The following is a 26,686-nucleotide window of genomic DNA, read 5'->3' as shown; positions in this document are numbered from 1 at the left end:
GCGCCTGCCGTACACGCGGCGGCCGGGGGTGGTGGTGGAGGCCGTGGAGGGCATCGCCGCCGCCCGCGCGCACGGCCCGGCCGCAGGCCGCCGGCCCGCCGACGCGCTCGTCCCCATGGTCTGACCCTCGGCCCGGGCCCGGGCCCGGGCCCGGCCCGGCCCGGAGGACGGCGCGCCGTTCACTCGGAGGGCGGGACGCCCCGGGCCAGCGGGGCGCGCCACTTGTAGCGCATCGCGGCCACCCGCAGCCCGAAAGCCACCACCGCCGAGGCCAGCGTGGCCGGCCAGCCGTGCAGCCCGAGCGTGGACAGCTCCGCCATCATGGCCGAGCCGAGCAGCGCGGGCACCGCGTAGAGCTGCCGGTCGTACAGCAGCGTCGGGATCTCCCCGGCCAGCACGTCGCGCAGCATGCCGCCGCCCACACCCGTGGTGACGCCGAGCAGGGTCGCGTGCAGCGGGCTCAGCCCGTACTCCAGGGCCTTGAGCGTGCCGACCGCGCAGAACAGGCCGAGACCGGCAGCGTCGAACACCAGGATGGCCGGCATCACCCGCGCCACGTGCGGATGCCAGAAGAACACGATCACCGTGGCCGCCAGCGGCACCAGCACGTACCCCACGCTCTGGAAGGCGGCCGGCCTGACGTTGAGGATGAGGTCGCGCACCACGCCGCCGCCCAGCGCCGTCATCTCGGCCAGCACGGCCATCCCGACCACGTCGAGTCGTTTGCGCACGCCCATGAGCGCGCCGGACAGCGCGAAGACGAAGATTCCCACGAGGTCGAGCAGTTCGGGCACGGTCACCATTAAATCTAGCGAGGGATCGCGGGTTCGCCCCGGTAGGGGGTGTCTTTCCTGGTACGGTTCTGCCGCGCTCCCAGGGGCGCCGGTCAGGGCTTGGCCGTCGCCTACTCCGGCCACCTCGGCTGGAGAAAGCGAGAAGCCGCTCCCTCCAGGGAGCGGAGGAGTCACGTCTGTCGGATCAAGGGATCCGACAGAGCCGCCGGGTCGGCCTGCCGGGCCGGCGGGTCAGCGGGTGGGCGGCGTCGCCGGCTCGTGGTGCTCCGACATCAGGTGGCGCAGCTTCCTGGTGAACATCAGCAGCGCGAGCCCGGCCACGATGGCCATCAGCGCCAGCAGCGTGTAGTACGCCGGGTCGGACATCACGTCGCTCAGCCGCCCGGTCTGCCCGCCGATCGCGTCGCCCACCGAGATCGAGATGAACCACAGCCCCAGCATCTGCCCCTTGAACGCCTGGGGGGCCAGCTTGGTGGTGACCGACAGGCCGACCGGGCTCAGCGACAGCTCGCCGAACACCTGGATGAGGTACACCAGCACCAGCCACCACACCGACACCCGGCCGCCCTGGGCCAGGGTGGACGCCAGCGCCATCACGAGGAAGCTCAGGCCCACCATGACCAGGGCGAAGGAGAACTTCTGCGGCGTGCTCACCCGCGTGCCGAGCTTCACCCACAGCGCCGCGAACACCGGCACGAAGATCATGATGAACAGCGGGTTGAACGACTGGGTGGTCGCCGCGTTGATGTGGACGCCGAACAGCGTCAGGTCCGTGTGGTTCTGGGCGAAGAACAGCAGCTTGCTCGGCGCCAGGTCGTACAGCATCCAGAAGATCGCGGCGGCGGTGAACAGCCAGATGTAGGCCTTCATCCGCGACCGCTCGTCCTCGGTCAGGTCGTGGCTGCCCATCAGGATGTAGCCGAAGTAGAGGACGGGCACCGCGAGGATGACGACGGTCACGACCACCGTGAACCGGTCGATCGTGAACGTCCCCGTCGCCACCCAGACCGCCATGGCCACCACGACGCCGAGCGCGGCCAGCCCCACGTGCCGCAGCGCCTGGCGGCGGTGCTCCGGGGTCAGCGGCATGTTCGGCTCGTCGCCGACGCCGCGCAGGTGCCCGCGGCCGAGGACGTACTGCGCGAGGCCGAGCGCCATGCCGACGGCCGCGGCGCCGAAGCCCAGGTGCCAGCGGTCGCCGTCGGCCAGCCAGCCCACCACGATCGGCGCGAAGAACGCGCCCAGGTTGATGCCCAGGTAGAACAGCGAGAACCCGGCGTCGCGGCGGCCGTCGTCCTCGTCCGCGTAGAGCTTGCCCACCATGACCGAGATGTTCGGCTTGAGCAGCCCCGTCCCGGCGATGATCAGCGCCAGCCCCAGCCAGACGAAGAACGACGACGCGACGGGGATGGCCATGCTGATGTGGCCGCACATGATGACGAACCCGCCCCAGAACACCGAGCGGCGCGGCCCGAGGATGCGGTCGGCGATCCAGCCGCCCGGCAGCGCCACCAGGTAGATGAGCGCGCCGTACACGCCGACGACGGCCGTCGCCGTCTGCTCGCTGAGGCCCAGGCCGTGCTGGGCGGGGGAGGCGGCCATGAACGTGGCCAGGATGGCCCGCAGGCCGTACCAGCTGAACCGTTCCCACATCTCGGTGCCGAACAGCGTGGCCAGCCCCCACGGGTGACCGAAGAACGTGCGTTCGTGCGTCTCGTGCGTGGTCATGCTCGCCCCCGGGCATCTTCCGCATCCGTGGAGTCACTCTACGTGACAGGCGTTCCCGCCCACCGGAGAGGTCTTGCCGCTACCCCGGACGTGTGGTGCGATGCATGCCCCTGGACTTGTGAACATGTGAGGAGCGCGTGCCATGGCCGGTGTCCTCGGCGTGCGGGCGGAGATCGACGAGCTGATCGCCGGCCGGACCATCTGCGATCAGCTCAGGGCGGCGGCCGAACGGCACCCCGACGCCCCCGCCTACTCCGACCCGGCCGAGGGCGGCTGGGTCACCCTCACCTACGCCGAGGCGCGGCGGCGGGTGCTGGAGATCGCCGCCGGCTTCGCCGCGATCGGCCTGCGGCCCGGCGAGACGGTCGCGCTCATGATGATCAACCGCAGCGAGCACGTGCTGGCCGACCTCGGGGCCGTCCACGCGGGCGGGATCGGGTGCACGATCTACTCCACGTTCGCGGCCGAGCAGGTCGGGTTCGTCGCGGCCGACGTCGGCGCCGTCTTCGCCGTGCTGGGCGGTCCCGGCGAGCTCGCGCGCTGGGAGCCCGTCCTGGACCGGCTGCCCGGCCTGCGCAAGGTCATCCTGCTGGAGGGGGCGCCGGCCGGCGACGACCGGTTCATGTCCTGGGACGACCTGCTCGCGCTCGGCCGCTCCGCGCTGGCCGCAGACCCGGACGCCGTCGAGGCCCGGTGGCGCGCCGTGACCGCCGAGGACGTGGTGACCGTCCTCTACACCTCGGGCACCACCGGCAACCCGAAGGGGGTGCCGCTCACTCACCACAACGTGCTCTACGAGGTGGCGGCCACCGACCGCATGGCCACGCTGCCCGAGCGCGGCACCCAGATCTCCTACCTGACGTACGCCCACATCGCCGAACGGGTGCTCAGCCTCTACCTGCCGCTGGTGAAGGCCTCGCACGTGCACTTCTGCACCGATCTGGCCGAGCTGGGCGCCACGCTCGGCCAGGTGCGGCCCATGATGTTCTTCGGTGTGCCCCGCGTGTGGGAGAAGATGATGGCCCGCCTGCTCGCCGTGCTGTCCGCCCAGCCGGAGGAGCGCCAGGAGGCGGTGCGGCGGGCCATGGCGGCGGGCGTCGCCCACGTCGAGGCGGGCCAGCACGGCCACACGGCGACCCCCGAGGTGCGGGCCGCGTACGAACGGGCCGACGCGGAGCTGCTGGCGGGCGTGCGCGCGCTCATCGGCTTCGACCGTGCGGAGTGGACCGCCACGGGCGCCGCACCGCTGCCCGCCGAGGTGCAGCGCTTCTACGCCGGGCTCGGGCTCAAGGTCATCGACGTGTACGGCATGACGGAGACGACCGGCGCGTTCACCGGCAACGGCCCCGGCTGCTACCGCCTCGGCACCGTCGGCCGGGCCGAGCCCGGCGTCGAGGTGCGCATCGCCGAGGACGGTGAGATCCTCACCCGCAGCCCCCTCAACACCCGCGGCTACCTCAACCGGCCCGAGGGCACCGCCGCGCTCATCGACGACGACGGCTGGCTGCACACCGGCGACATCGGCACGGTCGACGACGACGGCTTCTACCGGGTCGTGGACCGCAAGAAGGAGCTCATCATCACCTCCGGTGGCGAGAACATCTCACCCGCCGCGATCGAGAATCGCCTCAAGGAGCACCCCCTCGTCGGCCAGGCCCTCGCCTACGGCGACAACCGTCCCTATCCGGTCGCCGTCCTCACCCTCGACCCGGACGTGGCGCCCGGCTGGGCCCGCGCCCGCGGCATCGAGGGCACCCTCGCCGAGCTGGCCGCCCATCCCGACGTGCTCAAGGAGGTCGAGGCCGCCGTCGCCGCCGCCAACGAGCGGCTCGCCCGGGTCCAGCAGGTCAAGCGGTGGGCGCTGCTCGGCACCGAGTGGACCGCCGAGAGCGAGGAGCTCACGCCCAGCCTCAAGCTGAAACGGCGGGTCATCCACGCCAAGTACGCCGCCGTCATCGAGGAGCTGTACGCCGGCTGAGGAGTCCCCGCCGAGGACGTCGTCGCAACCGGCTGAGAGTCTTTGCCTTCCGGGGCGTGTGTCGTGGTCCCTGCCATGACCGGCCGGTTCCTACGGTCTGGATCATGACCAGAAGACTCGTTCTCGTCTCGCTCGCGGCGGGGGCCCTCACGGTGCCCGCGCCGGCGTCCTCCGCCGCCACGAGCCTCCCGCACGCCTCCGCCGCCACCTCCCACGGCGCCTCCGCCGTGAACCCCGCCATGGACACCGCCGTGAACCCCGCCATGGACACCGCCGTGAACACCGCCGTGATGCCGGTCGCGGCCGGCTCCGGCCGCGGGCTCGCCTCCGCCGCGCGGGCCTCCGCCCCGGCCATCCGCGAGATCGTCGTACGCCCGGGCTCTCCCGTCGTCGGCCCCGGCGACTCCGTCCGCATGGTGATCGACGTGGTGGCCAAGGACGTCAAGTGGAAGAACGGGGTGACCGTCAAGGTGGAGCCCGGCGGTCCGCCGCAGGACGCCACGGCCGCGCCCGGCACCTCCACCGGCACCTCCACCGGCACCTCCACCGGCACTGGCCCGGTCCCGGGGGCGCCGGCCCCGCGCCCGGCCGTCCCGGGCCCGGCCGGCCCCGGCCGTCCGTCGGGTTCCGCTCCGGGAGTGCCGGCCCAGGCGCCGCCCGCCGTGGCCGCCGACGACCAGGGCGTGCCCGTGGTGCCGGTCGGCCGCGCCGTCCGCCCGCAGGGCCGCCCGCTGCTGCCCGTGCGCGACCACCAGCCGGCCCTGGTCCCGTCCTCACGCGACCACTCCGCCTCCGTGCCGCCGGGCACGGCCCGCCTGGCCGCGCCGCAGCGCGACCACAAGCGCCGCCCCGACCCCCGTGACACGGAGGCCGGGCGCGGCAGGCGCGGCCATTCGGTGTCCTGGCGGCCGACGCCGAGCTGGATGAGCCTCAACGGCGACTGGCAGACGTGGCGTTTCCTTCCCGACAAGGGCCTGACCCGGTACTACCCGGCGGGCACCTGGACCGTCACCGCGACCGCCGTCGGCGCCGACGGGGCCACGACGACGAAGTACGCCACGTTCCAGCTCCGCCGCGAGACCAAGCTGGACGGTGTGCGCGTCGCCCCCTCACCGGACGGCTCGGCCGTGCGGTTCAGCGGCTCGCTGAGCCGCCTCGGGCCGCGGGGGGTCGCCGACTACGCCCCGTTCGCCGAGCAGCCGGTGGACATCCTCTGGCGTCCCGAGGGGGCCGGCGCGTGGGAGGTGGTGGCCGAGGCCACCACGGGTGAGGGTGGCGCCTTCGCCAAGGACGTGGAGGGCCGTACCGGCGGCTCCTGGCGCCTGCGGTTCGAGGGGACCCCGCGCTACGCCCCGATCCTCTCGAAAGTCCACCAGCTCTCCAGCTAATTCCGATAAATAGCTCGAAATAGACATATATCGGGCTATAAAATGAAGAGTCGTTGCATAACCGTGATCTGCGGATCGCAACTTTTCTTTACCCGATCGCGTCATTCGCGATGACGCGCGACCGTCCGGACGCGCGTTCCACACGGGGAAGGAAGTTCATTCGATGATGCGACGACTCGCCGCCGGCCTGGCGGCGGCCGCTCTGGGCGTCACCATGGTGGGGGCGGCCGCCGCCCCCGCGCTGGCGGACCCGGACGTCGACGGCGGCCACACCGTGCTCCGGTTCGACGCGGGCCCCGAGCCCGTCTGGCAGGGCAGGACGCTCTCGCTGGACGGCCGGCTCTCGGTGGAGTGCGAGGAGGACTACATCAGCGGCTTCGTCTCCGTCCACCACGCCGACTACTGCAAGGAGTCGGAGTCGTGGCACCGGCTCGGCTGGAAGCGGATCGAGATCCTCTTCCGTCCGGACCGCGGCGGGGACTGGGAGCACGTCGAGACGGTCACGACCAGCCGTGACGGCTCCTTCCACACCAGGGTCCCGGCCTACGGCTCGGGCACGTGGCGGGCGGTCTTCGAGGGCTCCCGCCGCCTCGACCCGGCGGAGGCCACGGACTGGGTCAAGGTCGTCGGCCACCGCCGCTGACCCGCCCGGCGCCTCGCGCCGCACCGCCCGGCTCCCTCCAGGGGCCGGGCGGTCGCCTTTCCGCCCTCCGTCCCGGTGCCGGCGAGAGAGCCGGGCGCCGGCGGGTGTCAGGTCAGCGTGTCAGGTCAGGCGGCCCACGTGCGCCAGCGCCTGCTTGAGCAGGACCCCCTGGCCGCCCGTCATCTCCTGCTGCACCATCGGCGAGGCCGCCTCCTCCGGCGTGAACCACACCAGGTCAAGCGCGTCCTGGCGCGGCCGGCAGTCGCCCCGCACCGGCACGATGTAGGCCAGCGACACCGCGTGCTGGCGCGGGTCGTGGTAGGGCGTGACCTCAGGGGACGGGAAATACTCCGCCACCGTGAACGGCGCGAGGGAGGCCGGCAGGCTGGGCAGGGCGACCGGCCCGAGGTCCTTCTCCAGGTGCCGCAGCAGCGCGTCGCGGACCCGCTCCTGGTAGAGGACCCGCCCGGAGACCAGCGCCCGGCTCACGGTGCCGTCGGGGGCGATACGCAGCAGCAGGCCCACGTGGGTCACGATGCCCATGTCGTCCACCCGCACCGGCACGGCGTCGACGTACAGGATCGGCATCCGGCCGCGCAGCGACTCCAGCTCCTCGGGAGCGAGCCAGCCGGGCGTGGTTTCGGTCATTTCGGTCATCTGTTGATCGTACTGGGCCGCGCGTGGCTGGCGGGGGAGGCGGGCGGGCCTTCGAAGAGGATGCCGCGCAGCAAACCTGCGGCGGGCCGGTCGATCACCACCGCGCCCGCCGCCGGCGCGGCCGTCCCGGCCCGGGCCCGCGCCAGCAGCGCCTCCCAGTGGCGGCGGTGGTAGGAGAACGTGCGCGCCCCCACCACCCGGGCGCGGGCCCGCTGACCGGCCAGGGCCGCCTCGGGGGAGGCGTCGAGCAGCAGCAGGTGGAAGTCCACGCCGCGACGGCGGGCCATCCGGGCGAACAGGCGCAGCACCACGGGGCCGCAGCCGCGGTTGTGCGCGATCACGGGCCCGGCGGCCAGCGCGCGCCGGATCCGCCACAGATGGGTGGCGAACACGACCGCCGTGCGCGCCGGCTTGGGCGCCCGCCCGAGGGCGCCGGCCCAGCGCAGCCTCGACTGCATCGAGTCGATCACCGTCACCCCGGCCGCGGCCACGGGCGCCGTCTCGGAGCCGTCCAGCCCGTACAGGCGGCGCAGCAACGTGCTCTTGCCCGCGCCGGGCAGACCTGTGAGGATCACCAGCGACCCGGCCGGGTAGCGCAGCGTCCCGGTCTCCACGGGGGCCGGTGACAGGGGCGAAGCTGTTCGGGTGGTGTGTCCGGTCATCTGGGGAACCTCCGCGTCCGGCCTGTCGCGCGGGGGTGCTCCCGCCTGCACTGGCGAACGAAGACCCGGCCGGCGGGGTTCCGCGGCACGGAGATCGCCTTCCGGGACGCGCGCCGGGACCGTTCCTGTTAGCGTTATCGGGAAAGGGGTGAGGCGGATGGCGACGGCATCGGACGGGGGCGGCAGGCCGCGCAGCAGGCCCGCGGTGCTCGGCGACGTCGCCGCGCTCGCCGGCGTCTCGGCGATGACCGTCTCGCGCGTGCTCAACACGCCCGACCGCGTGCGTGCCGAGACCCGGGCGCGCGTGCTGGCGGCCGTGCGCGAGCTCGACTACTGGCCCAACTCCGCGGCCCGGCAGCTCGTCACCGGCCGCTCGGGCGTGCTCGGCGTGGTCAGCATCGACACCACCCTGTACGGCCCGGCCTCCACGCTCTACTGCATCGAGCAGACCGCCCGGCTCAGCGGCTACACCGTGAGCATCGCGAGCCTGAGCGCGCTCAACCGGCGCTCCATCGAGGAGGGCGTCCACCGGCTGCGCTCCCAGTCGGTCGACGGCGTCATCATCGTCGCGCCGCACGAGTCGGCCGCCGACGGCCTGCGCCACCTGCCGCCCGACCTCCCGGTGGTCGCGGTCGACGCGGGCGAGCACATCCCGGTCCCGGTCGCCATGGTCGACCAGCGGGCCGGCGCCGTCCGCGCCACCCGCCACCTGCTGAGCCTCGGCCACGAGACCGTCTGGCACCTGGGCGGCCCGGCCGACTGGATCGACGCCAGCGGCCGCATCGAGGGCTGGAAGAGCGTCCTGGAGGCCGAGGGCCGGCCGGTGCCAGAGCCGCTGCGCGGCGACTGGAGCCCCCGCTCGGGCCACCAGCTCGGCCGGCGGCTGGCCGCCGACCCCTCGGTGACGGCCGTGTTCGTCGGCAACGACCAGATGGCGCTCGGCGTGCTGCGCGCCATGCGCGAGGCCGGGCGGCGGGTGCCCGAGGACGTGAGCGTGGTGGGCTTCGACGACGTGCCCGAGTCGGCGTACTTCTGGCCGCCCCTGACCACCGTGCGGCAGGACTTCCGCGAGGTCGGCCGGCACGCCTTCCACCTGCTCCTCAACCGCATGGCGGGCGAGGACGGGGAGACGCGCCGGCTGGTCGAGCCCGACCTGGTGGTGCGGGAGAGCACCGGCTCCCCGAAGCGCGCCTGAGGGCGCCCGCGGGGAGTGCCGCGTCCGGGCGAGACAGCATGCCGCTCCGTGGGGCGCGTGCGCCGCGCCCCACGGAGCGGGTGAGGGTCAGGCCAGGTGGATCACGTTCCACGAGACCGGCGGCAGCAGCACCCGCAGGGGGTCGTGCTCCACGTCCGGGTTGGGGCGGGGCGCCACCCGGTCCGGCTCGTCGGCGGTGTTGCGCGCGTAGACGTCCGCGTCGGTGAGCGTCGTCGCCCCCGTGACCCGGACGCCGCCGAGCGACCGCGCGTCGATCTCCAGCGACAGCGGCCCGTCGGTGGACCGGTTGACCGCGAACACCGTGACGCCGCCGTCCTCGCCGCGGGTGGCCACCGCGTGCAGCATCGGCACCTCGCCGTACTCGGCCGTCTCGTACGACGGCGACACCGGCTCGACCCGCAGCACCTCGCCCGAGGCGTACCGTGACGCCTGCGCGAACGGGTGGAACGTGGTCTGCCGCCAGGCCCGCCCGCCCGGCTCGGTCATGATCGGCGCGATCACGTTGACGAGCTGGGCCAGCGACGCGGCCGTCACCCGGTCGCTGTTGCGCAGCAGCGTGATGAGCAGCCCGCCGAAGGCGACCGCGTCGGCCAGGTGGTAGTGGTCCTCCAGCAGCGGCGGCGCGACGGGCCAGTCGCGCGGCGGCTCGGCGGACTGGAAGCGCGACAGGTACCAGATGTTCCACTCGTCGAAGGAGATGTCGATCCGCTTGCGGGACTTCAGCTTGGCGCCGACGTGGTCGGCCGTGGCGACCACGGACCGGATGAAGTACTCCATGTCGGTCGAGCAGGCCAGGAAGCTGCCGAGGTCCCCGTCCTTCTCCTCGTAGTAGGCGTGGCAGGAGACGAAGTCGACGACGTCGTAGGTGTGCTCCAGCACCTCCGCCTCCCACGCGCCGAAGGTCGGCATCGTCGAGCCGGAGCTGCCGCAGGCGACCAGTTCCAGGTTCGGGTCGACCATGCGCATGGCGCGGGCGGTCTCGGCGGCGAGCCGGCCGTACTCGCGGGCGGTCTTGTGTCCCGTCTGCCAGGGGCCGTCCATCTCGTTGCCCAGGCACCACATGCGGATGTCGTGGGGCTCCTTGGCGCCGTTCGCGATCCGCAGGTCGGACAGGGCGGTGCCGGACGGGTGGTTGCAGTACTCCAGGAGGTCGACGGCCTCGGCGATGCCCCGGGTGCCCAGGTTGATCGCCATCATCGGCTCCACGCCGGCCTTGCGGCACCAGGCCATGAACTCGTCGACGCCGACCTCGTTGGTCTCGGTGCTGTGCCAGGCGAGGTCGAGCCGGCGCGGCCGCTTCTCGCGCGGGCCGACGCCGTCCTCCCAGCGGTAGCCGGAGACGAAGTTGCCGCCGGGGTAGCGGACCGTGCTGACACCCAGCTCGCGGGTCAGGTCGAGGACGTCGCGGCGAAAGCCGTCCTCGTCGGCCGACGGGTGCCCGGGCTCGTGGATGCCGGTGTAGACGCATCGGCCCAGGTGCTCGACGAACGTGCCGAACGTGCGGCGCCGCACGGGGGCCACATGGAACGCCGGATCGATGGTGAGGTGGGCCTCGCGGGCAGTGCTGCTCACGTGGTCTCGCGCTCCTGTGGTGCAGACGTGACGGGATCGCCCCGATTGTTAGCGCTATCACCTTGAACGTCAAGGTCTGTGAGGTATCTGACCCGCGCTCTTGACAGGCGAATTGTGACCGCTAACACTCAAGGCACCCTGAAGCCCGGCCCGCCTGGCCGGCACGGACCCCATCCACTCGATCTCGCGCGCCCTCCCGCCGCGGGCGCGGTGTTCACGTCAACATCCACGGCATCCTGTCCAGAGGAAGAGGCCCATCGTGGACGGACCACCCCTCACCCGCCGCAGCCTCCTGGGCGGCGGCCTCGCGCTCCTCGGCGCGGGCGCCGCCGGCTGCTCGATCCCCGTCGGACTCGGCTCGTCCCGGACCCGCGTGCGCTACTGGCACTTCCTCGGCGCCAGCGACGGCATCATCATGAACGGCATGGTCCGCGCGTTCGGCGCGGCCAACCAGGGCATCGCCGTGGAGGAGAACGTGCTCGCCTGGGGCGAGCCGTACTACACGAAGATCGCCATGGCCGGGGCCGGCGGCCGCTCGCCCGACCTGGCCACCTTCCACCTGGCCCGACTGTCCGGCATCGGCGCCGGCCGCATCCTCGACCCGATCGACACCGGGCTGCTCGCCGAGAACGGCCTCAAGGCCGCCGACTTCAGCCCGCCCATCTGGGAGCGGGCGCATGTGAACGGCGAACTGTACGCCGTCCCGTTCGACGCCCACCCCATGGTGCAGTACTACAACACCGAGATCTGCGAGCGGGCCGGCCTGCTCGGCCCCGACGGCCGCCTGCTGCCGACCAACGGCCCCGAGGAACTGCTCGCCGCGCTGCGCAAGGCCAAGTCCGCGCTCGGCGGCAAGCCGCCGCTCGCCTTCGACGCCCTCGGCCTCGGCACGGTCGGCCCCTGGCGGCTCTGGTGGTCGCTCTACCCGCAGAGCGGCGGCACGCTGCTGTCGGAGGACGGCTCCCGCGTCACCCTCGACGACGCCAAGGCGCTCGACGCGCTGCGCCTCATGCGCACCCTCGGCGAGGAGGGGCTGTGCGACACGCGCACCGATTACGGCGCCTCCGTGGCCGCCTTCACCAACGGCCAGGCCGCGTTCCTGTGGAACGGCGACTGGGAGGCCACCGGCCTCAAGCAGCGCGGCACCCCGTTCAGCATGGCCCGCTTCCCCAACGTCTTCGGCAGGGGCTCGGCCCAGGCCGACTGCCACGCCTTCGTCCTTCCGCACCAGCGCGAGCGCGACCCCGAGGTCGAGCGGGCCACCTACCGCTTCATCGCGTACCTCGTGAAGAACAGCGCCGACTGGGCCGTCGCCGGGCACGTCCCCGCCTACCTTCCCGCGCTGGAGGAGCCCGACTACCTCGCGCTGAAACCGCAGTCGGAGTACCGCTCCGTCATCACCGAGGTCGCCCTCGACCCGAGGGCGTGGTTCGCCGGCTCCGCCTCGCGGCTGTGGCTGGAGTTCGGCCAGGCGTTCTCCCCGGTCATCAGCGGCACCCGCACCCCCGAGCAGGGGCTGGCCCAGGCCAAGCAGGCGCTGAGCCGGCTGATGGCCGCGCCCAACCCCTTCCCCCCGCAGGAGCGATGATGACCACCGTCGCCGTCCCCGCGCCCACCGCCGCGCCCGCGGAGGAGGCCCGGCCCCACCGCCGCTGGACGCAGCACGGGCTGCTGTTCATCGCGCCCTTCTTCGCGATCTACCTCGCCTTCCTCGTCTGGCCCCTGCTCCAGGGCGTGCGGATGAGCCTGTCGAGCGTCAACATCGCCGGCACCAACGACCGCTTCGTCGGCCTCGCCAACTACATCGAGGCGTTCGGCGACCCCCGCATGTGGCGCTCCCTGTGGAACACCGTCGTGTTCACCGCGCTCAGCACGATCCCCCTCGTGCTGGTCGGCCTCGGCCTCGCCCTGCTCGTGCACAACCTGCGCTTCGTGCAGTGGCTGTGGCGGCTGTCGTTCTTCGGCCCGTTCCTGCTGCCGTCGGCCGTCGTGTCGGTGCTGTGGCTGCAGATGATCTACCCGCCGGCGTACGGCCTGATCAACGGCGCCCTCGGCACCGACGTCCTCTGGCTCGGCGATCCGTCCACGGCCATGTGGTCGATGGTGCTGACCACCGTGTGGTGGACGGTCGGCTTCAACTTCCTGCTCTACCTCGCCGCGCTCCAGTCGATCCCGCGCCACCTGTACGAGGCCGCCGAGCTCGACGGGGCGTCGGCCTGGCAGCGGCTGCGCTCCATCACGCTGCCCCTGCTCGGCCGCACCACCGCGCTCGTCGTCGTGCTCCAGCTCCTCGCCTCGCTGAAGGTCTTCGACCAGATCTACCTGATGACCGGCGGCGGCCCCGAGGACTCCACCCGGCCGATCATCGAGTACGCCTACGACGCCGGGTTCACCGGCTACCGCATCGGCTACGCCTCGGCCGTCTCCTACATCCTGTTCGCACTCATCGTCGTCGTCTCCCTGGCGCAGCTGCGGCTGTTCCGCAAGAGCGAGGAGCCGTCATGACCAAGAGGTTCGGCTGGGGCCAGCTCGTACTGCTGGCCGTCGCCCTCGTGCTCGCCGCCGTCTGGCTCGCGCCCATCGCCTGGGCCGTGGCCACCTCGCTCAAACCCGAGACCGAGACCACCAGGCTGCCGCTGGAGTGGATCGGCAGCCGCGTCACCCTCGACGCCTACAGCCTCGTCCTCGGCACCGGCGGCATCGTGAAGTGGGCGATCAACTCGGTGGTCACCGCGGCGGTCGTGACCGTCATGACCGTCCTGTTCTCCGCCATGGCCGCCTACGGCTTCGCCCGCACCAGCTTCCGCGGCCGGCGCGCGCTGCTGACCGTGATCCTGGCCGGGATCATGGTGCCGCCCCAGGTGCTCATCGCGCCGCTGTTCGCCGAGATGGTCTCGCTGGGGCTGGTCGACACCTGGTGGGCGATCATCCTGCCGCAGGTGGCCGCCCCGCTGATCGTCTACATCCTCTACAAGTTCTTCCACGACGTGCCGCCGGAACTGGAACAGGCGGCCTTCGTGGACGGCGCCGGACGCTGGCGGGTGTTCTTCACCATCGTGCTGCCGCTGTCGCGGCCGGTACTCGCCGCCGTGTCGATCTTCACGTTCATCACGACGTGGAACAACTTCCTCTGGCCGTTCCTCGTCTCCACCGACCCGAACACGATGACCCTGCCCGTCGGGCTGGCCAACGTCGTGCAGGGCACCTTCGGCCTGCGCTATGCCCAGATCATGGCCTCCGTCGTGCTCGCCGGGCTGCCGCTGCTCGTCGTGTTCGTACTGTTCCAGCGGCAGATCGTCCGCGGCGTCGCGCACACCGGCCTGGCCGGCCAGTGACGTTTCCGAGGGGGTCCCGCCGGCGGGCGGAACCCCCTCACGATCACGCCCCGGCGCGGGCGGCCCGCCGGGCGACGACCGCCCGCCCCATCCCCGGGTCGTCGCAGAACGCCCCGTCGACGCCGAGGTCCAGCAGCCGCTCCAGCCAGCCCGTCACGTCGCCCGTGGCGCGCGGGTACACCGGGCTCGCCGGGTTCCCCAGCCGGTGGTCGGCCGGGAGCTGGGAGTTCTCGGTGCGCACGGTCCAGACGTGCACCTCCAGGCGCCTGCGGTGCGCGTCGGCCACCAGCGTCGTGGGCTCCAGCAGCCTGCCGTCCGCGCCGGCCGGCACCACCCGCCGGGTGTCCACCCCGATGCCGTCCGCGTACGACGCCACCTCACGCAGCCCCTCGGGCTCGACCATGTCGTCGTAGGTGCGCGGATCGCCGGCCGCCACCCAGTCGTAGGGCGCGCCGCCCCACGTGATCAGCTGGATCAGCGGCAGCCGCGTCTTCGACCGCAGGTCGCGCAGGTTGGCCGTCTCGAACGACTGGATGAACACCTTGCGCACCTTGTGCGCGTTCAGCACCTCCAGCAGCGGCTCCTCCAGCGACAGGCCGACGGAGTCGAAGTAGCTCGGATGCTTGGTCTCCGGGTAGACGCCCACACCGTGCCGCTCGGCGAGCCGCACGACCTCCTCGAACGTCGGGATCTCCGCCAGCCCGTCGAAGGCGGCGTTGTCCGGCCGCAGATCCGGCACGCGTTCCTTGGCCCGCAGCGTCTTCAGCTCGGCCAGCGTGAAGTCCTCGGTGAACCAGCCGGTCACCGGCCGGCCGTCGATCGTCTTGGTCGTGCGCCGCCCGGCGAACTCCGGCCGGGAGGTCACGTCGGTGGTGCCGGAGATCTCGTTCTCGTGCCGGGCCACCAGCACGTGGTCCTTGGTGGAGACCAGGTCGGGCTCGATGTAGTCGGCGCCCAGGGCGATGGCCGCCTCGTACGACAGCAGGGTGTGCTCGGGCCGGTGGGCGCTGGCGCCGCGGTGACCGATCACGACGGGGGAGTGGCCGCGGCCGGCGGCCGTGGCGGGGTCGGGTTGCGTAAGCACGACGGCGACCGTACCGCCGAGGCCGCCCACGAGGACGGCCAGCGCGCCCGCGACCCATCTGCGCGTCATCATGCGGCGAACACCAGACCGGGGGCCCCGGGGTTACGCCCGGATGGTCATGGGGTGGCGGTGGCCGACGGGCTCGCCGTGGCTCCCGGAGGCGCGGGGGAACCGGACGGCGGCGCCCCGCTCGGGTTGGGCGCGCTCGGGTTGGGCGCGCTCGGGTTGAGCGTGGCGAACACCCCGCTCCTCGCCACGACCGGCACGATGAGCCGCATGTCGCCGGGCCCGGCGGTGAAGCTGAACGTCATCGGCACCGAGCCCGTGTTCGCCACGCCGGTGACGGTGCCGATCGGCCGGTCGGTCCCCACGATGCCCCGGGGCGGCACCTCCACCGTGCCGGACAGCTGGGCCTGCCCGCCACCGCTCAGCGTGACCTTCTCCAGGCGTATCGGCTCGGCCCGGTCGTTGATCAGGACCGCGTACAGCGGCAGCCCGGCGGCCGGCGTCTCCGGCCGCGCCGCCGGCTGCCCGCCGAGGAGGAACGCGTTGCGCACGTGCACCTGCTTGGCGCTGGCGTTGGCGCCCTCGTTCTGGGGGGTGAAGATGCGGGTGACGTCCTCGGAGTTGTACGTCAGGCCGGTGCACCCCGCGGTCGCGAGCAGCAGCGCGACAGCGGGGACGACGACGGGACGGCGCATGGCGGGCCCTTCCTCCACTCGGATCCGACGCCCCATCCGTTACCCGCTGTGACCAGGCCAAACACCCACATCGCGCAGGTCAGCCCTTGTAGTTGAACACCTGGCTGAGCGTGTGCCGCACCTCCACCAGGTCCCGCTGGTCGGCCATGACCTGGTCGATCGGCTTGTACGCCTCCGGGTGCTCGTCCACCAGGGCCTCGGCCCGGTCCGCGTTCCAGGTGCGGCCGCGCATCGCCTCGGCCAGCGAGCCGGCGCTCAGCCGCTTCTTGGCCTTGGTGCGCGACATCCGGCGTCCCGCGCCGTGCGAGCACGAGTCGTACGAGTCGGGGTTGCCGCGCCCGCGCACGATGTACGACCGCGTGCCCATCGACCCCGGGATCACGCCCTCGTCACCGGTGGCGGCCTTGATGGCCCCCTTCCGCGTGATCCACAGCTCCTTGCCGCCGTGCGTCTCGAGCTGGGTGAAGTTGTGGTGGCAGTTGATCTTGCGGACCCGCGCGCCCTTGCCGGCGACCTGGAACAGGGCGTCCACGAGCACGTGGTCCATCCGGGCGCGCGAGGCCATGGCGTAGCTCTGCGCCCACAGCATGTCCTGGACGTACGCCTCGAACTCCGGCGTGCCCTGGGTGAAGTAGGCCAGGTCGGGGTCTTCCAGGCCCATCTCCTGGCGCCGCATCAGGCCCTTGGCGCCGGTGATGTGCTTGGTCGCGAGCTGGTTGCCGATGCCGCGCGAGCCCGAGTGGAGCACCGTCCACACCCGCTCCCGCTCGTCCAGGCACACCTCGACGAAGTGGTTGCCCGACCCGAGCGTGCCGAACTGGGTGGCCACCGTCCTCTCCTGCTTGGCCGTCAGCTCGGTGCGCGGCAGCCCGAGGCCGCTCAGCGCGCGGTCCAGGGACGGGTCGTCGTGGCCCTTGCCGACGCCGGCGGGAATGTGCCGCTCGACCAGCGGCATGAGGGCGTCGAGGGTGTCGGGCAGGTCGGCGGCGGTGAGGGTCGTCTCGGTGGCGACCATGCCGCAGCCGATGTCGACGCCCACGGCCGCCGGGATGATCGCCCCCTCGGTGGGGATGACCGAGCCGACCGTGGCGCCGATGCCGACGTGCGCGTCGGGCATGAGCGCGACGTGGCCGGCGACGAACGGCAGGCGCGCGGTGCGGGCGGCCTGCGCGATCGCGGCGTCGTCGATCTCGCTGGCCCACGAGAGCACGTCGGGTGCGGGCTGGTTCGGCATGACAGACATCTCCTTGGCTCGTCCGTGCCCCAGTGTGCCGCGATCATGAGGGCGAACCCCACCGGTTTTTCCGCTACGCGCCCTGGACGGCGCCGAACAGGGGCAGGCACGGCTCCAGCCCGTCGATGCGGTGACCGGGCGGCGTGCTCCAGTGCTCGCGGTCCAGCCGCAGCCGCTGCTGCACCGCCAGCTCGCCCCGGCGGCTGTTGCGCGCGAGGCCGTCCTCCCGGTAGCCGAGCCGGCGGGAGACGCTCAGCGACCGCTGGTTGTCGAGGTACGCCTCCGAGATCGCGGTCTCGGCGCCGAGACCGTCGAAGGCCAGGTGCAGCACGGCCCTGCGCATCTCGGTGCCGATGCCCCGGCCCTGGTGGCGCAGGCCGAGCCAGGAGCCCGTGCGCACCTCGCGGGTGACCGCGAAGTCCACGGCCTCCAGCTCCTGCACGCCCACGACCTGTCCCTCGAAGACCGTGACGAGGGGGCAGCTCCAGGAGGCCGGCGTCCAGGCTGCCCAGCGCCCGAAGTGGTACTGCACGGTGCCACGGGCGCGCTCCTCCGGGGAGGCGTCCGTCCAGGGGTGGAGGAACGGCATGTCCGCCGGGTCGTGGACGCCTTCGGCGGCGCGCTCGGCCAGCTCGTCCAGGTCGGCGAGCGAGGGCATCCGGAGCTGCAGCCGGGGCGTGGTGATGGTCAGGGAGAAGAGAGGCCAATGTCGCATGTCCGGATCATGTCAGCTTGTCACTGGCGTCCGGCAATGAATTTGCCCGGCCTCGAAACCCGGCCGTCCCGACCTGTCCGGGAGAGGGGTGATCCTGGAGGGAGGAAGGGAATCGGTCCCGCCGCGAGGCTGTTGTGTTGGGATACGGCACGATATGACCATGCGGCTTGGGGCGACGGCGGTGCCGGGCCGTAGGCTTGCCGTCCGGCGGTCCGGCAGCCGGGCATGTGACAGCCGGCGATCTGACAGGAGGTGACGCCCATGTTGCGAGACTCGTTCGGACGGGTGGCGACGGATCTGCGGGTGTCCCTCACCGACAAGTGCAATTTGCGCTGCACGTACTGCATGCCGCCCGAGGGGCTCGACTGGCTGCCCAACGCCCAGCTCCTGACCGCCGACGAGATCGTCCGGCTGGTCACGATCGGCGTCGAGCGGCTCGGCGTCACCGAGGTCCGCTACACCGGCGGCGAGCCGCTGCTGCGCCGCGAGCTGGTGGAGATCGTCGCCCGCACCACCGCGCTGCGTCCCCGTCCGCAGGTGTCCCTGACGACCAACGGCATCGGCCTGACCAGGCTGGCCCGGCCGCTGGCCGAGGCGGGGCTCGACCGGGTCAACGTCTCGCTCGACACGCTCGACCGCGAGGTGTTCAAGCGGCTGGCGCACCGCGACCGGTTCACCGACGTGATCGACGGCCTGGCCGCCGCCCACGAGGCCGGACTGCGCCCGGTCAAGGTCAACACCGTGCTCATGCGCGACGTCAACGACCACGAGGCCGTGCCGCTGCTGCGCTTCTGCCTCGAGCAGGGCTACGAGCTGCGCTTCATCGAGCAGATGCCGCTCGACGCCCAGCACGGCTGGAGCCGCGAGAACATGGTGACCGCCGACGAGATCCTCGACCGGCTGACCGGCTCGTTCGACCTGACCCCCGACGACCTGGAGGAGCGCGGCAGCGCCCCGGCCGAGCGGTTCCTCGTGGACGGCGGGCCGGCCCGGGTGGGCGTGATCGGCTCGGTGACCCGGCCGTTCTGCGGCGCCTGCGACCGCGTCCGGCTCACCGCCGACGGCCAGGTCCGCAACTGCCTGTTCGCGACCGAGGAGTCCGACCTCAAGACGCCGATGCGGGCCGGCGCCACGGACGAGGAACTGGCCGCGCGCTGGACCGCCGCCGTGGCCCGCAAGCGCGCGGGACACGGCATCGACGACCCGTCGTTCCTGCAGCCGTCCCGGCCCATGTCGGCGATCGGCGGCTGAGGCCCGCCGGGCTCGCCCCCGCTCTCGGCGGCCCCGCCGTCTCCGGCCGACAGGGGCGCCGTCCAGGTCCGGGCGGCGGTTCATGTCGAGCTCGAAACGCCCGTACGGGTTCAAGCGCCCGGAGCGGGATTCACCCGGTGATCGTACGTGGTCGTCGCACTGGTGACTGGACCACCGTCTTCGGCGCGGAACTCGACAGGTTGTGTGGCTCGGGGTGGCCTCGATCGGGGTGAGCCTGATCGGTTCGAGGTGGCGCGTTCACCTGGTCGCCTGGTAGGCGGCGGTCCAGAAGTCGCGGTGGAGGCGGGGCGTGTGGACGGAGTCCATCGCGCTCTGTGTCAGCAGGATGCCGACGAGGTCCTCGGCCGGGTCGGCGTACGCGGTGGTGCCGAGGCCGCCGTCCCAGCCGAACTGGCCCGGGGACGCCAGGTCGCGGCGGTGGATGCGGACCGCCATGCCGAAGCCGAAGCCGCCGTGCCGGCCGAAATGGTCGCCGAAGGCGTCCTTCTCGGCCTTCTGCTCCGGCGTCAGGTGGTCCATCGTCATGAGCTCGACCGAGGCCCGGGAAAGGATCCGCTCGCCGTCCAAGGTCCCCTTGTTGAGCAGCATCCGGTAGAAGGCGTGGTAGTCCTCGACGGTCGAAACCAGCCCGTCGCCGCCGGCCTGGAACACCGGCGGGCGGCTGTACTTCCCGCCGGCGGCCTCGTCCCACACCACCGGTTCGCCGGTCTCGGGGTTGTGCGCGTAGCTGGTGGGCAGCCGGTGGATCTGGTCGGCGGGCACGTGGAAGCCGGTGTCCTTCATGCCGAGCGGCATGAACAGCCGCTCGCGGGCGAACTCCTCCAGCGACTGCCCGGTCACCCTGCCGACGAGCACGCCCAGCACGTCGGACCCGACGTGGTATTGCCACAGCTCGCCCGGCTGACGCATCAGCGGCAGGGTCCCGAGCCGCCGGATCCACTCCTCCGGCCCGAAGTCCGGCGAGGTCGTGTCCAGGCCGAGTTCGCGGATCGCGGTCTGGATCGGGTACGTGTCCGGCGGCGCCAGCACGACCCCGAAGCCGAAGGTGAAGGTCAGCAGGTCGCGTACGGTGATCGGCCGGACCGCGGGCACCGTCTCGTCCAGCGGGGCGTCGATCCGGGCGAGCACCCGGCGGTTCGCGAGCTCTGGCAGCCACTCGTCGACCGGGTCGTCCAGCCGCAGCCGGCATTCCTCGACGAGGATCATCACCGCCGTGGCGGTGACCGGCTTCGTCAGCGACGCCATGCGGAAGATCGTGTCCCGCCGCATCGGCTCGGCGCCGCCCGCGTGCATCGTGCCCATCGCCTCGATGTGAGTGTCGTCTCCGAGGCTGACGAGCGCGACCAGGCCTGGGACCGCACCGCACGCGACATGGCCGCTCAGCACGTCACGCATCCGTCGCAGCCCCGCCTCGGACAGCTGGGTGCGCTGGTGCCCTTCCCAGCGCCCCTGACTCTCCCAAGCGCCTTTGCCGTCCCAAGTGCCCTTCATATCCCAGCCGGCGACCTTCGACATGGCTCAACGTCCTTTTCGTGTAGATTGTTCTCGCTGTGCGCACACGGAACGCAGTCCGGAACGATGTGCGCAAAGGATTCTGGTTTGCAGGTGCTTCTAGTGATCTTCGCCGGGCTCTGCCGCATGCTGATCGGCCCTGGCCGCGGCCATCGCCCTCAGCCGCCTGTCGGCGCCGTCCACTCGACGAGCCGGTCCGCGATGCCGTTGTGGCCGGTCAACTCGACCGGTCGCGGGCCGAACTCCGGCCCCCGCAGCCGCATCACGATGCCGGCGACGGCGTCCGGTCGGACGAGACAGGTACGCGCCCCGTTCGCCACCGACTCGTGAAGGCGCAGGCGGGTGGTGAAGAAGGCACTGGCGGGCCGCCACGTCGTCAACGTTCAGCGTCACCGCGGAAGCGATGATGTTCACCCCATAAGCGTGCCGCCAGGCCATCCGGGACGACAACGCCGGATCCGGCACCGTGCCTTAACCTCTCGCTAAACGACGAACGGGGCCGCGTGGAACTTCGCGACATCGAGATTTTCCTGACTCTCGCCGAAGAGCTGCACTTCGGACGCACGGCGGAACGGCTGCACGTGACACCGGCTCGCGTGAGCCAGGCGATCAAGAAGCAGGAACGCCGCATCGGCGCCGTCCTTTTCGAACGCGACAACCGCCGCGTGGCGCTGACCCCCATCGGACAGCAGCTCTTGGACGACCTCAAGCCGATGTACCGCGGGCTGCTCGACAGCATCGAACGCGCCGCCCTGACCGCTCGAGGAAAGTCGAACGTGCTGCGCCTGGGCATGGTCAACGAAAATCCCCAGGACCTGCGCCCGCTGTTCGACGCCTTCAAGAGCCGCCACCCGGAATGCAACCTCCAGTTCCGCTACGCAGGCTTCGCCGATCCCTTCAGACTGCTGCGCTCCGGAGACATCGACCTGCTGATCGCCTGGTTACCCGTCAGCGAGAGCGACCTGACCGTGGGCCCCGTCGTCTGCACCGAACCGGTCGTGCTCGTGGTCGGCCCCGGCCACCGGCTGGCCGACCGGGAGTCGGTGTCGTACGAAGACCTCGGGGACGAGATCGTCTTCGGCGGAGCCCGGCCGGACTACTGGCGTAACTGGCTTGTTCCCACTCACACCCCCAGCGGACGTCCGATTCGGGTCGGCCCCATCGTCACGACCTCTGCCGAGATGATCCCCCTCGTCTCGAACGGCGAGGCCGTCTCGCCGTGTTTCGCGCACTCCACCCGCTACTACGCCCGGCCCGACCACATCTACATGCCCATCCGCGACGCACCCCTGGCCCGCTGGGCGCTCATCTGGCGCACCGCCACCGAGACCACCCTGATCCGGGACTTCGCCGAGACCGCCCGTGACCTCGGCCCCATCGCCCTTTGACCAACGACACGCCCGCGCATCGGCGCGCCCGGTGATCAGACCTTGAGCACGGGTCCGGCGTCGGAACGTAAGGGGGAACGGATGGGGGACAAAGCAGGGCGATCCGGCGGTGCACCTCTGGCGGCCCGGCTGGCGGAGGTGGTCCGACTGGGGAGTGCTGAGGACGCTCACCCGGCGGGTTCACCACGAAGATCCACGTTTCGGCCGAGGGGCGGTGCCGTCCGCTGTCGCTTGGGTCGACCCCCGGCCACTACTGCGACAGCCCGTGGATGCGAGCGGTCCTGGAGCGGATACGCATCCCGCGGATCGGCCCGGGACGCCCCGCGCACGGCCCGACAGCACAGCTCCTGGCGGCCCGTGCCCTTTGGGGCGGTCGCAGCAACCCGAAGGAGGGCCCTCTTGGGGGCCCGGCTCTCGGTTGCTCGGTTCAGTTGTCGGTGAGGGCCAGCTTCGCGCCGAGCGCCACGAACGCCCCGGCGAAGACCCGCCGCATCCACGCCATCACCGCGGGACGCGACACGACCTGGCCGGGGATGGCCGCGGCGAACCATCCGTAACCGCAGAACGCCACGAACGTCACCAGCATGAACACCCCGCTCAGCTCCAGCATGCGCACGAGCGCGGCCGGCTCGTCCGAGCTCACGAACTGCGGCAGGAACGCGAAGAAGAAGATCGACAGCTTGGGGTTGAGCACGTTCACCAGCACGCCGGAGGCGATGACCCGGCCGGCCGAGCGCGGGGCGGTCTCCGGCTCCACGCTGAGCGCCCCGCGCTCGCGCAGCGTCATGACGGCCATGAACAGCAGGTAGGCCACGCCCAGGTACTTCAGCATCTGGAAGGCGAGCGCGCTAGCGTGCAGGACGGCGGCCAGGCCGGTGATCGCCGCCGCCATGTGCGGCACGATGCCGAGGGTGCAGCCCAGCGCCGCGACCATACCGGCCCGCCCGCCCCGGGCCAGGCCGGCGGCCATCGTGTAGAGCACGCCGGTGCCGGGCGTGACGACGATGACCAGGGTGGTGAGGAGGAACTCTGTACTCATCGCGCCATCGGACCACTGGTGCGCCTTCTATGTCAATGCGTGTTGGCATAGAGGGTGGAGTGCCGCTCGCGGGCTACGCGCGCCGGTCGGCGTCCGTCAGGGCCTGCGACAGGCGGGTCGGGTCCTCGGCGATGGGGCGGCCGCCGACGTACCGCTCGGCAACCCGCCAGGCCGGCTCGCGCAGCCCGGGATCCGCTGTGACCTGGTCCTTCAGGTGCTCGTCGAGGACGAGGGGCGCATCGTCCGGGCGGCCTGCTCCATCAGGGGCATCGTCATCCTTCCGTCCGGTTTCAGAAGACCGTGCGCGGTGATGTGCGTGAGCGAGCTGCCGGCCCTCGGGGCCGCGGTGGGGATGTCGCGGAGGCAAGGCGCGGCGGTGCGTACGGTGACGGGACGGGGCCGGGCCGCGACCTGGTGGTGCTGGGGGAGAGGCGCCGCGGTGCGTACGGTGACGGGACGGGGCCGGGTACGACCTGGTGGTGCTGGGGGAGGGGCGCGGCGGTGCGTACGGTAAGGGCATGAGTGCTGGGTACGACGCGGTGGTGCTGGCCGGGGGAGAGGCGCGGCGGCTCGGCGGGGCGGACAAGCCGGGGCTCGTCGTGGGCGGGCGGACGCTGTTGGAGCGGGTCGCCGACGCGGTCTCCGGGGCCGGGCGCGTGGTGGTGGTGGGGCCCGTCCGTGACCTCCCCGGAGTGGTCTTCACCCGGGAGGACCCGCCGGGTGGAGGGCCGGTGCCCGCACTGCGCGCCGGGCTGCGCGAGGTCACGGCGCCGCGGGTCGTCCTGCTGGCGGCCGACCTCCCCTTCCTGACCCCGTCCCACATCGCCGCCCTCCTCGCCGCCCTGTCGCCCGTTCGAGCCGACGCGGCCGTCCCGGCGTCGCCTCCACCCTCCGCGGCAACCCCCGCTCCCGCACTGCAACCGCCTCTCTCTGAAAACCCCGCTCGTGAGGCGTCCATCGCCCCTGACGCGTCCGCCGCGCCGGACGCGTCCGCTCCCGTCGCGCGGCGCGCCCCCGATGCGCCCGCCGGCTCAGGAGCGTTCCCAGGGGGGCCTATGGCCTCGGAAACAGTCCACCCCGCACCAGAGTCCACCCCGCCCGCGTCAGGCGATCACAGGGCGGCTCCGGGCCGGGACGAGGGCAACCTGGGTGGCGCGGCGGCGGGCCGGGCGGGTGGGCGTCCCGCCGGGGTGGTGGCGGTCGACGGTGACGGGCGCGAGCAGTGGCTGTTGGGCGTCTGGGACACCGAGGCGCTGCGGGAGGCGCTCGGCCGGTACGGCGGGCGGTCCCTGCGCGGCCTGCTGGCCCCGCTCGTCGCCACGCGCGTCGCGTTGCCCGAGCGGGCCTGGTTCGACTGCGACACAATGGACGACCTGTACGAAGCCCGCCTCGGTGACACGCCCCGTGTCCCCTTCCCGACGACAGGAGGAGGCGCGCCGCCCGGCCCGTGACGGCTCCGAAGCGTCCCGACGCGCCGTCACGGAACGGAAGGCCGCGCCGCGCAACCCATGAACGTGCTGAACGAGTGGACCGCGCTGGCCTGCAAGGAACTCGGCGTCGACCCGGCCCGCGTCGACCGGGACCTGATCCTGGAACTGACCAAGGAGGTGGCGCACGGCGTGGCCCGGCCGGCGGCGCCGCTGACCGCGTACCTGCTCGGGCTCGCGCAGGGCGCCGGCACCGCGCCCGAGGACGCCGTCGAACGCCTCACCGCCCTCGCCCGTAACTGGGGGCAGGCCACGACGCAGACGCTGACGGGTGACTGACACTCCGGCGAACTCTTCTTGTCAAGCGCTGCGCGAACCTGAAAGTTTCCTGGCAATTATGGACGCTTCGAAGCGAAAACGATTTCGGGAAAGGGGCCCTATCACACGATCGACGACGTCGCCGGATTGATCATCTACGGCGCGAGATTTCCCCGGAAAGGGCGACGCCGGGTGGTTACGGGGGCAAACCACCCGGCGTCGCTTCATCGGCGTTCCGACGGGGGCCCGGAACGCCGGCACCAGCACTCCGACGGGGGACCGGAGTGCTTGGCTAAAGCGTACACCTACAACCCATGGGATGCGTCAAGACTTAGTCACGACCCGATCTCGCGTCGGTGCCTTGGTATCTCGCTTTGGTTAGCTTCCGGTGTCTGAAAGGTGGGAGGAGAGGCATCCATCCCCCTCTCATTGGCCCCGATTACGGCTATGTATGGCAAAAAGACTGCGCCCGCGATGAACAGCAGCCGGTACGGCCACGGCACGGGCACCACCACCGCCAGGATCAGGCAGATCGTCCGGATACCCATCTTGATCAGGTAGCTCACCTCGCGGCGCTGGATGTCCGCGCTCAACGAGGGTCTGGCGTCCGTCACCTGATGGACGTCGTGCTTCTTACGCCAGCGCTTCATATCTCCCACCGTAGACCTCGGAGGAGCGCCGGGCGACGGCCGCCCGGCTCTGAACGACCGGTCATGCGATCATGGCTTTCGAGTAAGGAGGATGGGGAGATGACGGATCGAACGTACCGGGTGACCGAGATCGTCGGGACCTCGGCCGAGAGCGTTGACCAGGCCATCCGCAACGGCATCCGGCGCGCCTCGGAGACGCTGCGCCACCTCGACTGGTTCGAGGTGACGGAGGTGCGGGGGCACATCGAAGGGGGAGAGATCGCCCACTACCAGGTGGGCATGAAGGTGGGCTTCCGCCTGGAGGACGCCTGACGGCACGAGGCGCCACGACGCCACGACGCGTCAGGACGCGTGACGGCCGCGCCCGCCCGTGAGAGGCGGGCGCGGGCCGAGCCGGTACGGCCCGGCGAGGGTCAGCTCGCCTGGCTGACCGTCGACATGTTGAAGTCGGGCACCCGCACGGGCGGCATGACCGCCCGCGTCCAGTAGTCGTTCCACTCCCGGGGCAGCGTCTGCTCGCTCGCGCCCACCTCCGACAGGCGGCCGAGCAGGTCGACCGGGCTCTCGTTGAACCGGAAGTTGTTGACCTCGCCCACGACCTCGCCGTCCTCGACGAGGTAGACGCCGTCACGGGTCAGCCCCGTCACCAGCAGCGTCTGCGGATCGACCTCGCGGATGTACCACAGGCAGGTCAGCAGCAGCCCGCGCCGCGTGGAGGCGATCATGTCGTCCAGGGACGCGCCGCCCTCGCCGCAGGTCATCAGCAGGTTGTCGATGTGCGGGGTCACCGGCATGCCGCTGAGCCCGGAGGAGTAGCGGGTCTGCTGCAGCGCCTCCAGCCGCCCGTCCTTCACCCACGTGGTGGGCTCCAGCGGCAGGCCGTTGTCGAACACCGACGAATCCCGGCTGGCCGAGTGCGCCATGACGAACGGCGCGCACTCGAGCCCCGGCGCCGACGGGTCGCCGGCCAGCGTGATCGGCAGCTCGGCCAGCCGCTCGCCCACCCGGGTGCCGCCGCCGGGCTTGGAGAACACCGAGCGGCCGTCGAGGGCGTCCCTGACGCTCGCCGACCAGTACAGGTAGATCATCAGGTCGGACACCGCGCTCGGCGGCAGGATCGTCTCGTAGCGGCCGGCCGGCAGGTCGATCCGGTTCTTGGCCCATTCGAGCCGCCGGGCCAGCGACGAGTCGAGCCCCGTCACGTCCACGTCGGAGAAGTCGCGCGTGGCCACGCCCGTCCACGCCGACCGCTTCAGGTCGGCCGACTTGGCGTTGAGCGTCAACAACGCCGCCGTCTTCCATGACGCCTCCGTCCACACCCGCAGCCTGCCGTACTCCACCGCGAAGGCCGCCATCGAGGGCCTGACCAGGGC

At 71.9% G+C, this 26,686-nt stretch carries 26 protein-coding genes; 12 read left to right on the top strand and 14 right to left on the bottom strand.

The features are described from left to right. Nucleotides 1–179: 179 nt before the first annotated feature. Both AB0H81_RS30665 and AB0H81_RS30660 read right to left on the bottom strand, forming a co-directional pair. Nucleotides 180–794, bottom strand: coding sequence for a trimeric intracellular cation channel family protein (locus tag AB0H81_RS30665; protein WP_358381509.1), 615 nt, complete (start codon nucleotides 792–794; stop codon nucleotides 180–182). Nucleotides 795–1,025: 231 nt separating this feature from the next. Beyond that, nucleotides 1,026–2,522 carry a peptide MFS transporter gene (locus AB0H81_RS30660; RefSeq protein ID WP_358381507.1) on the bottom strand — a complete coding sequence of 499 codons (1,497 nt, stop codon included), beginning with the start codon at nucleotides 2,520–2,522 and terminating at the stop codon, nucleotides 1,026–1,028. 142 nt (nucleotides 2,523–2,664) lie between these two features. Between AB0H81_RS30660 and AB0H81_RS30655 the strand changes: the two genes are divergently transcribed. The 3 genes from AB0H81_RS30655 to AB0H81_RS30645 all read left to right on the top strand — a co-directional run bounded on the left by AB0H81_RS30655 (nucleotide 2,665) and on the right by AB0H81_RS30645 (nucleotide 6,531). Then, nucleotides 2,665–4,500, top strand: a complete 1,836-nt coding sequence (locus AB0H81_RS30655; RefSeq protein WP_358381505.1) for an AMP-dependent synthetase/ligase — start codon at nucleotides 2,665–2,667, stop codon at nucleotides 4,498–4,500. Between the two features lie 104 nt (nucleotides 4,501–4,604). Beyond that, nucleotides 4,605–5,888 (top strand): hypothetical protein, encoded by a 1,284-nt coding sequence (locus AB0H81_RS30650; RefSeq protein WP_358381503.1) that lies wholly within the window; start codon nucleotides 4,605–4,607, stop codon nucleotides 5,886–5,888. A 163-nt stretch (nucleotides 5,889–6,051) separates the two neighbouring features. After that, on the top strand, nucleotides 6,052–6,531 hold the full coding sequence (locus AB0H81_RS30645) for a hypothetical protein (RefSeq protein WP_358381501.1): 480 nt from the start codon (nucleotides 6,052–6,054) through the stop codon (nucleotides 6,529–6,531). 120 nt (nucleotides 6,532–6,651) lie between these two features. Here AB0H81_RS30645 and AB0H81_RS30640 read toward each other — a convergent pair whose 3' ends face one another. Together AB0H81_RS30640 and AB0H81_RS30635 are read right to left on the bottom strand one after the other, a co-directional pair. Beyond that, nucleotides 6,652–7,188, bottom strand: coding sequence for an NUDIX hydrolase family protein (locus AB0H81_RS30640; RefSeq protein WP_358381499.1), 537 nt, complete (start codon nucleotides 7,186–7,188; stop codon nucleotides 6,652–6,654). Then, complete coding sequence (locus tag AB0H81_RS30635) at nucleotides 7,185–7,850, bottom strand: AAA family ATPase (RefSeq protein WP_358381497.1); 666 nt, start codon at nucleotides 7,848–7,850, stop codon at nucleotides 7,185–7,187. The genes AB0H81_RS30640 and AB0H81_RS30635 overlap by 4 nt, the downstream gene beginning before the upstream one ends. Before the next feature lie 157 nt (nucleotides 7,851–8,007). Between AB0H81_RS30635 and AB0H81_RS30630 the strand changes: the two genes are divergently transcribed. Beyond that, entirely contained in the window at nucleotides 8,008–9,045 is a 1,038-nt protein-coding gene (locus tag AB0H81_RS30630) for a LacI family DNA-binding transcriptional regulator (protein ID WP_358381495.1), read from the top strand. Between the two features lie 87 nt (nucleotides 9,046–9,132). Here the strand turns inward: AB0H81_RS30630 and AB0H81_RS30625 are convergent, their stop codons facing one another. Continuing rightward, nucleotides 9,133–10,638 (bottom strand): alpha-N-arabinofuranosidase, encoded by a 1,506-nt coding sequence (locus AB0H81_RS30625; RefSeq protein WP_358381493.1) that lies wholly within the window; start codon nucleotides 10,636–10,638, stop codon nucleotides 9,133–9,135. 259 nt (nucleotides 10,639–10,897) lie between these two features. Here AB0H81_RS30625 and AB0H81_RS30620 point away from each other — a divergent pair, with 259 nt between their 5' ends. Genes AB0H81_RS30620 through AB0H81_RS30610 form a run of 3 tightly spaced genes read left to right on the top strand, consistent with a single transcriptional unit; the run spans nucleotide 10,898 to nucleotide 13,973 of the window. Next, on the top strand, nucleotides 10,898–12,226 hold the full coding sequence (locus tag AB0H81_RS30620) for an extracellular solute-binding protein (protein WP_358381491.1): 1,329 nt from the start codon (nucleotides 10,898–10,900) through the stop codon (nucleotides 12,224–12,226). Further along, on the top strand, nucleotides 12,223–13,143 hold the full coding sequence (locus AB0H81_RS30615) for a sugar ABC transporter permease (protein WP_358381489.1): 921 nt from the start codon (nucleotides 12,223–12,225) through the stop codon (nucleotides 13,141–13,143). Before AB0H81_RS30620 ends, AB0H81_RS30615 begins: the two co-directional genes overlap by 4 nt. Further along, complete coding sequence (locus AB0H81_RS30610) at nucleotides 13,140–13,973, top strand: carbohydrate ABC transporter permease (RefSeq protein WP_358381487.1); 834 nt, start codon at nucleotides 13,140–13,142, stop codon at nucleotides 13,971–13,973. The genes AB0H81_RS30615 and AB0H81_RS30610 overlap by 4 nt, the downstream gene beginning before the upstream one ends. Nucleotides 13,974–14,016: 43 nt before the next feature. On the opposite strand, the gene AB0H81_RS30605 is transcribed toward AB0H81_RS30610, so the two are convergent. The 4 genes from AB0H81_RS30605 to AB0H81_RS30590 form a co-directional block, all read right to left on the bottom strand. Next, nucleotides 14,017–15,129, bottom strand: a complete 1,113-nt coding sequence (locus tag AB0H81_RS30605) for a glycerophosphodiester phosphodiesterase (protein WP_358381485.1) — start codon at nucleotides 15,127–15,129, stop codon at nucleotides 14,017–14,019. 44 nt (nucleotides 15,130–15,173) lie between these two features. After that, the gene (locus tag AB0H81_RS30600) at nucleotides 15,174–15,758 is read right to left on the bottom strand and encodes a hypothetical protein (protein ID WP_358381483.1); all 585 of its coding nucleotides are present in this window, start codon (nucleotides 15,756–15,758) and stop codon (nucleotides 15,174–15,176) included. Between the two features lie 79 nt (nucleotides 15,759–15,837). Further along, nucleotides 15,838–16,992, bottom strand: a complete 1,155-nt coding sequence (locus tag AB0H81_RS30595; RefSeq protein ID WP_358381481.1) for an RtcB family protein — start codon at nucleotides 16,990–16,992, stop codon at nucleotides 15,838–15,840. 73 nt (nucleotides 16,993–17,065) lie between these two features. After that, nucleotides 17,066–17,707, bottom strand: coding sequence for a GNAT family protein (locus AB0H81_RS30590; protein ID WP_358381479.1), 642 nt, complete (start codon nucleotides 17,705–17,707; stop codon nucleotides 17,066–17,068). Nucleotides 17,708–17,968: 261 nt separating this feature from the next. Here AB0H81_RS30590 and moaA point away from each other — a divergent pair, with 261 nt between their 5' ends. Continuing rightward, nucleotides 17,969–18,958: a GTP 3',8-cyclase MoaA gene (gene moaA, locus AB0H81_RS30585; RefSeq protein WP_358381477.1), complete on the top strand. Its 990-nt coding sequence runs from the start codon at nucleotides 17,969–17,971 to the stop codon at nucleotides 18,956–18,958. Nucleotides 18,959–19,216: 258 nt separating this feature from the next. Here moaA and AB0H81_RS30580 read toward each other — a convergent pair whose 3' ends face one another. Together AB0H81_RS30580 and AB0H81_RS30575 are read right to left on the bottom strand one after the other, a co-directional pair. Next, nucleotides 19,217–20,494 carry a serine hydrolase domain-containing protein gene (locus AB0H81_RS30580; protein WP_358381475.1) on the bottom strand — a complete coding sequence of 426 codons (1,278 nt, stop codon included), beginning with the start codon at nucleotides 20,492–20,494 and terminating at the stop codon, nucleotides 19,217–19,219. A 155-nt stretch (nucleotides 20,495–20,649) separates the two neighbouring features. After that, on the bottom strand, nucleotides 20,650–20,871 hold the full coding sequence (locus tag AB0H81_RS30575; protein WP_358381473.1) for a hypothetical protein: 222 nt from the start codon (nucleotides 20,869–20,871) through the stop codon (nucleotides 20,650–20,652). 123 nt (nucleotides 20,872–20,994) lie between these two features. Between AB0H81_RS30575 and AB0H81_RS30570 the strand changes: the two genes are divergently transcribed. Continuing rightward, a complete protein-coding gene (locus AB0H81_RS30570; RefSeq protein ID WP_358381471.1) occupies nucleotides 20,995–21,879 on the top strand; it encodes a LysR family transcriptional regulator in 885 nt (294 codons plus the stop codon). Nucleotides 21,880–22,306: 427 nt separating this feature from the next. Here AB0H81_RS30570 and AB0H81_RS30565 read toward each other — a convergent pair whose 3' ends face one another. Beyond that, the gene (locus AB0H81_RS30565) at nucleotides 22,307–22,918 is read right to left on the bottom strand and encodes a LysE family translocator (RefSeq protein ID WP_358381469.1); all 612 of its coding nucleotides are present in this window, start codon (nucleotides 22,916–22,918) and stop codon (nucleotides 22,307–22,309) included. A gap of 518 nt (nucleotides 22,919–23,436) precedes the next feature. On the opposite strand from AB0H81_RS30565, the gene AB0H81_RS30560 reads away from it, so the two are divergent. Further along, nucleotides 23,437–24,369: an NTP transferase domain-containing protein gene (locus AB0H81_RS30560; RefSeq protein WP_358381467.1), complete on the top strand. Its 933-nt coding sequence runs from the start codon at nucleotides 23,437–23,439 to the stop codon at nucleotides 24,367–24,369. Nucleotides 24,370–24,426: 57 nt separating this feature from the next. Further along, nucleotides 24,427–24,684 (top strand): DUF6457 domain-containing protein, encoded by a 258-nt coding sequence (locus AB0H81_RS30555; protein WP_358381466.1) that lies wholly within the window; start codon nucleotides 24,427–24,429, stop codon nucleotides 24,682–24,684. Between the two features lie 314 nt (nucleotides 24,685–24,998). Here the strand turns inward: AB0H81_RS30555 and AB0H81_RS30550 are convergent, their stop codons facing one another. After that, complete coding sequence (locus AB0H81_RS30550; protein ID WP_358381464.1) at nucleotides 24,999–25,313, bottom strand: DUF3099 domain-containing protein; 315 nt, start codon at nucleotides 25,311–25,313, stop codon at nucleotides 24,999–25,001. A 99-nt stretch (nucleotides 25,314–25,412) separates the two neighbouring features. Here AB0H81_RS30550 and AB0H81_RS30545 point away from each other — a divergent pair, with 99 nt between their 5' ends. After that, complete coding sequence (locus AB0H81_RS30545) at nucleotides 25,413–25,625, top strand: dodecin (protein ID WP_358381462.1); 213 nt, start codon at nucleotides 25,413–25,415, stop codon at nucleotides 25,623–25,625. Nucleotides 25,626–25,726: 101 nt separating this feature from the next. Here the strand turns inward: AB0H81_RS30545 and AB0H81_RS30540 are convergent. Then, on the bottom strand, nucleotides 25,727–26,686 hold a 960-nt coding region (locus tag AB0H81_RS30540), incomplete at its 5' end, for a metallopeptidase TldD-related protein (RefSeq protein WP_358381460.1).

Origin of the sequence: Nonomuraea sp. NPDC050691 (assembly GCF_040654455.1) — a bacterium.
In the GTDB taxonomy this organism is placed as follows: Bacteria; Actinomycetota; Actinomycetes; order Streptosporangiales; family Streptosporangiaceae; genus Nonomuraea.
Note: the sequence above shows the minus strand (reverse complement) of the source record. Positions and strands in the feature narration are given on the sequence as shown.

Excerpts from the sequence above, each read along its gene's own strand:
- AB0H81_RS30655 (WP_358381505.1), top strand. The coding sequence starts at position 2,665 with ATGGCCGGTGTCCTCGGCGTGCGGGCGGAGATCGACGAGCTGATCGCC.
- AB0H81_RS30600 (WP_358381483.1), bottom strand. The coding sequence starts at position 15,758 with ATGCGCCGTCCCGTCGTCGTCCCCGCTGTCGCGCTGCTGCTCGCGACC.
- AB0H81_RS30630 (WP_358381495.1), top strand. The coding sequence starts at position 8,008 with ATGGCGACGGCATCGGACGGGGGCGGCAGGCCGCGCAGCAGGCCCGCG.
- AB0H81_RS30550 (WP_358381464.1), bottom strand. The coding sequence starts at position 25,313 with ATGAAGCGCTGGCGTAAGAAGCACGACGTCCATCAGGTGACGGACGCC.
- AB0H81_RS30590 (WP_358381479.1), bottom strand. The coding sequence starts at position 17,707 with ATGCGACATTGGCCTCTCTTCTCCCTGACCATCACCACGCCCCGGCTG.
- moaA (WP_358381477.1), top strand. The coding sequence starts at position 17,969 with ATGTTGCGAGACTCGTTCGGACGGGTGGCGACGGATCTGCGGGTGTCC.
- AB0H81_RS30555 (WP_358381466.1), top strand. The coding sequence starts at position 24,427 with ATGAACGTGCTGAACGAGTGGACCGCGCTGGCCTGCAAGGAACTCGGC.
- AB0H81_RS30615 (WP_358381489.1), top strand. The coding sequence starts at position 12,223 with ATGATGACCACCGTCGCCGTCCCCGCGCCCACCGCCGCGCCCGCGGAG.
- AB0H81_RS30660 (WP_358381507.1), bottom strand. The coding sequence starts at position 2,522 with ATGACCACGCACGAGACGCACGAACGCACGTTCTTCGGTCACCCGTGG.
- AB0H81_RS30565 (WP_358381469.1), bottom strand. The coding sequence starts at position 22,918 with ATGAGTACAGAGTTCCTCCTCACCACCCTGGTCATCGTCGTCACGCCC.
- AB0H81_RS30595 (WP_358381481.1), bottom strand. The coding sequence starts at position 16,992 with ATGCCGAACCAGCCCGCACCCGACGTGCTCTCGTGGGCCAGCGAGATC.
- AB0H81_RS30545 (WP_358381462.1), top strand. The coding sequence starts at position 25,413 with ATGACGGATCGAACGTACCGGGTGACCGAGATCGTCGGGACCTCGGCC.
- AB0H81_RS30650 (WP_358381503.1), top strand. The coding sequence starts at position 4,605 with ATGACCAGAAGACTCGTTCTCGTCTCGCTCGCGGCGGGGGCCCTCACG.
- AB0H81_RS30610 (WP_358381487.1), top strand. The coding sequence starts at position 13,140 with ATGACCAAGAGGTTCGGCTGGGGCCAGCTCGTACTGCTGGCCGTCGCC.
- AB0H81_RS30645 (WP_358381501.1), top strand. The coding sequence starts at position 6,052 with ATGATGCGACGACTCGCCGCCGGCCTGGCGGCGGCCGCTCTGGGCGTC.
- AB0H81_RS30580 (WP_358381475.1), bottom strand. The coding sequence starts at position 20,494 with ATGTCGAAGGTCGCCGGCTGGGATATGAAGGGCACTTGGGACGGCAAA.
- AB0H81_RS30635 (WP_358381497.1), bottom strand. The coding sequence starts at position 7,850 with ATGACCGGACACACCACCCGAACAGCTTCGCCCCTGTCACCGGCCCCC.
- AB0H81_RS30560 (WP_358381467.1), top strand. The coding sequence starts at position 23,437 with ATGAGTGCTGGGTACGACGCGGTGGTGCTGGCCGGGGGAGAGGCGCGG.
- AB0H81_RS30605 (WP_358381485.1), bottom strand. The coding sequence starts at position 15,129 with ATGATGACGCGCAGATGGGTCGCGGGCGCGCTGGCCGTCCTCGTGGGC.
- AB0H81_RS30640 (WP_358381499.1), bottom strand. The coding sequence starts at position 7,188 with ATGACCGAAATGACCGAAACCACGCCCGGCTGGCTCGCTCCCGAGGAG.